A 3,457-nucleotide genomic window follows, 5' to 3' on the forward strand; every position below is an offset into this window, starting at 1 on the left:
CTTCAGTGCAACTTCATCTTCGGTCGTACCACCCGCGTTATTTTTTCGCTTACCCATAAAGCCATCATTTTCAATGTGCCATGCACTGCTTGTTGGTGCATACGATACAAGCTCATGTACATCCATCTCGCCAGTTTACCTTCGATAAACACATTGCTATTTAAATTACCCATGAGGTTCCCGACCGCGCTAAAGCGCGCTAAATTGACCAGTGAACCATGGTCTTTATAGTGAAATGGACGCAGCGCCTGACCTTTATATTGACGTTTAATATTAGCAAGTACGTTGCTGGCCATTTGGTGCGCAGACTGTGCTCGCGGCGGCACAAAACTGCCATCTGGCTGCTCAAAGGCGCAACTATCGCCAATCACAAAAAGCGTGTCATCGCCGCGCACCTGTAAGTACTGATTAACCAAAATTTGGTTGTTTTTATTAAGCTCAAAAGTATTTAAGTCGCGTAAGAAGTCGGGCGCTTTTACACCGGCGGCCCATACCTTTATATCGCAATCCAAACGTTCATCGCCGACATCAATACCGTGTTCGTCGATGCCTTTTACCATTTGTCCAAGGTGCAACTGTACGCCAATTTTTTGCAGCTCTTTGCTGGCTTTGATTGCGATTTTATCTGGCAGAGCCGGTAAGATGCGTGGGCTTGCTTCCAGTAAATGAATTTTTAAACGTTCTTTGGAGACTTTATTAAGGCCATAGGCTTTGAGCAAATTGGTAACATGGTAAAGCTCGGCGGAGAGTTCCACACCGGTTGCGCCAGCGCCGATAATCGCCACATTAAGCGCACTTTTATCGCTTTCGCCTTGCTGTAAACGGGTAAAACTGTCCAATAAGGTATGTTGAAAGTGCTCCGCTCCTTTGACCGAGTCTAAAAAGAAGCAATGCTCTTGCGCCCCAGGGGTATTAAAATCGTTACTGACACTGCCAATGGCAATTACCAGCTTGTCGTAGCTGAGAGTACGCTCGGGGAGAATAGCGTTACCGCGCTCGTCGCGAAGCGGGGCTAAGGTAATGTGTTTACTATCGCGGTCTAGGCCGCAGAAGGTGCCAAGCTGGAATTGAAAATGGTGCTTGGCGGCATGGGCGGAGTACACCACGCCATCTAAACTGGCGTCAAGAGAGCCCGTCGCGACTTCGTGCAGCAGCGGCTTCCATATATGGGTGCGATTTCTATCAATGAGTACAATTTCAGCGCGGCCTTTTTTGCCTAGAGACTTTCCCAGACCGGTTGCCAGCTCGAGTCCGCCAGCACCACCGCCAATAACAATTATACGCTCCACAGAGTCTTGGTTCATGGTTTATTCCTCAAAAATTGCATACCCAAATGCACGCCCAGTACCGCTTAAATGCACTTGGGTATCATTAACCCAGGGGCTAACTGCTTGTTTTTGAGGATTTCCGACTCTTAGCTTACGCCTAAAACGTGGCAATGTCATCCGCAGCGTAAAGATTGAATGATGACAATAAACAGGCTATTTTGTTGGCATAAATTATTCCATGGAGCCCCTATGCATCCGCACATTCATGCCCTATATGAGCTCAGTGCCAAGCCGCAACGCACGATTGTTGGCCTGATGAGTGGCACATCCATGGATGGGTTGGATGTCGCCTTGTGCCAAATCAGCGGCGCGGGTCGCGATACCCGTATTAAGGTGCAACATTTCACCACCTGTGCCTACCCGAAGGAGTATTCGCAGCGGCTGCGCCAAGTGTTTGCCAAGCGCGATATCGATTTGCAACACCTCACCTTATTAAATGCGTGGGTGGGGCGTTTGCATGGCCAGTTGGTCAAGCAATGTTTAGCACAGTGGCAGGTCAATGCGGATGAGGTCGATGCGATTGCCAGTCACGGGCAAACCGTGTATCACTGCCCTAAAGCTCAGCATGGTTTGGATGGTTACCCTAACGCCACCTTACAAATTGGTGATGGCTGCCATGTTGCCTGCAGCAGCGGTATTTTGACTATCAGTGATTTTCGCCAAAAGCATATCGCCGCAGGCGGTGAAGGTGCGCCCCTGGCTGCCTATGGCGATTACCTATACTTTGCTAGCGCCCACGAGCACCGGGTGTTGTTAAACTTAGGGGGCATTGCCAATATAACCTGGCTGCCCAAGGCCGGGGAGCTGGGCGATACGCTATGTGCTGATCTCGGCCCTGGCAATACCATGCTCGATGCCTATGTGCAGCGCTATTTCGCACCACGGCAATTCGATGAAAATAGCACCTTGGCGCGGCAGGGGCAGGTGTATAAGCCTCTTTTGGCGAAGCTCTCGCAGCATCCCTTTTTACACGCCGCCATGCCCAAAACCACCGGGCCGGAAGTGTTTAATCTTGCCTATTTAGCACAATGCCAAGCTGCACTTGGGGAAACGCACCTGGCTCACGAGGATGTGCTGGCAACCTTATGTGAGTTTGCGGCTTATCATGTAGGAACGCAGCTGGCACGGTTGGCGAAAGTCCACGGCCCGCTGCATGTTTATGCCAGTGGCGGCGGTGTGCACAACCCATTGCTAATGGCGCGCATTGCCCATTTCAGCGGTGAACAGGTGCAGCTAGATTCACTGACGCAGCTGGGCATGAACCCCGACGCCAAAGAGGCGGTGTTGTTTGCCTTACTCGCCAATGAAACCCTTGCCGGTCAGCCAGCGAAAGCAGCGGCCATAGAGGGGATGCCGCAAATCTCTATGGGTAAATTAAGCTTTCCCGACTGACGCCGTGCTGCGCCAAAGGCGTTGACAATACTGGCCGAGGCGTTGGCGCAGGCCGGTGTAATTCATCATTTGTGGCGAGCTTAACTGCGCTTGCGGATGAATATGCACGGTGTATTGCGCGCTTTCTTTTACGGTGTTGTGCAGGCCATGTAGCGTAAGTTGCAACTGTGCATGTTCATAATCACACTCACCCTGCATCGTGCTATGCGCACAGAGAGTTAATGCCACCATACCGCTGTCGATATCTTTGTAATGCAATGGCTGATGCGCCAAAAGTTGGGCATCACGTTGCTGTGCAAAGGTGATACTTGCCTGCAGCGCATCGCCTTGCTGCGCACTGCTGGGCAATCGACACAGCAGTTGCACAGGCACACCCACACCGCCCAGAGTGGTTGGCCGGGCAGCCAAAGTTTCGAAATCTGATAATAACCCTTCGCTTCGCAATGCGAACACAGCGAGAGGGGAGCGATACTGCGCCATATCCTGCTTAATATTGATAATTTGCGCACAATTATGCCGCAGTTAAATGACAGTTTTATGACTAAAGGCTTTTAGCTTTAATGGTGAGTTCTCAAAAGAGGTACGATGTTGGTGAAGGGTTAGGTGCATTTCATCTTTGTTCATTTGTTGTTAATTTATGTTGAATGTACCGATTCAGCTCTCTATAATAGCGCGGATTTTGTTGTAGCTTCACTCATTAATTTAATATCATTGGGTGAAATAATTGGGAAAATGGA

Annotated in this window: 3 protein-coding genes; 1 reads left to right on the plus strand and 2 read right to left on the minus strand. The window is 50.1% G+C overall.

Annotation, left to right across the window (positions count from 1 at the left end):
• Nucleotides 1–2: 2 nt before the first annotated feature.
• Entirely contained in the window at nt 3–1,304 is a 1,302-nt protein-coding gene (locus tag W04_RS02100) for an NAD(P)/FAD-dependent oxidoreductase (protein ID WP_053909610.1), read from the minus strand.
• Nucleotides 1,305–1,517: 213 nt separating this feature from the next.
• Between W04_RS02100 and W04_RS02105 the strand changes: the two genes are divergently transcribed.
• On the plus strand, nt 1,518–2,720 hold the full coding sequence (locus W04_RS02105) for an anhydro-N-acetylmuramic acid kinase (protein WP_053909611.1): 1,203 nt from the start codon (nt 1,518–1,520) through the stop codon (nt 2,718–2,720).
• On the opposite strand, the gene W04_RS02110 is transcribed toward W04_RS02105, so the two are convergent.
• On the minus strand, nt 2,703–3,200 hold the full coding sequence (locus tag W04_RS02110; protein ID WP_053909612.1) for a hypothetical protein: 498 nt from the start codon (nt 3,198–3,200) through the stop codon (nt 2,703–2,705). The genes W04_RS02105 and W04_RS02110 overlap by 18 nt on opposite strands.
• Nucleotides 3,201–3,457: the final 257 nt, after the last annotated feature.

The organism is Pseudoalteromonas sp. SW0106-04, assembly GCF_001293805.1.
GTDB lineage: Bacteria > Pseudomonadota > Gammaproteobacteria > Enterobacterales > Alteromonadaceae > Pseudoalteromonas > Pseudoalteromonas ruthenica.

Coding starts and splice junctions, on each gene's coding strand:
- W04_RS02100 (WP_053909610.1), bottom strand. CDS start 1,304: ATGAACCAAGACTCTGTGGAGCGTATAATTGTTATTGGCGGTGGTGCT.
- W04_RS02105 (WP_053909611.1), top strand. CDS start 1,518: ATGCATCCGCACATTCATGCCCTATATGAGCTCAGTGCCAAGCCGCAA.
- W04_RS02110 (WP_053909612.1), bottom strand. CDS start 3,200: ATGGCGCAGTATCGCTCCCCTCTCGCTGTGTTCGCATTGCGAAGCGAA.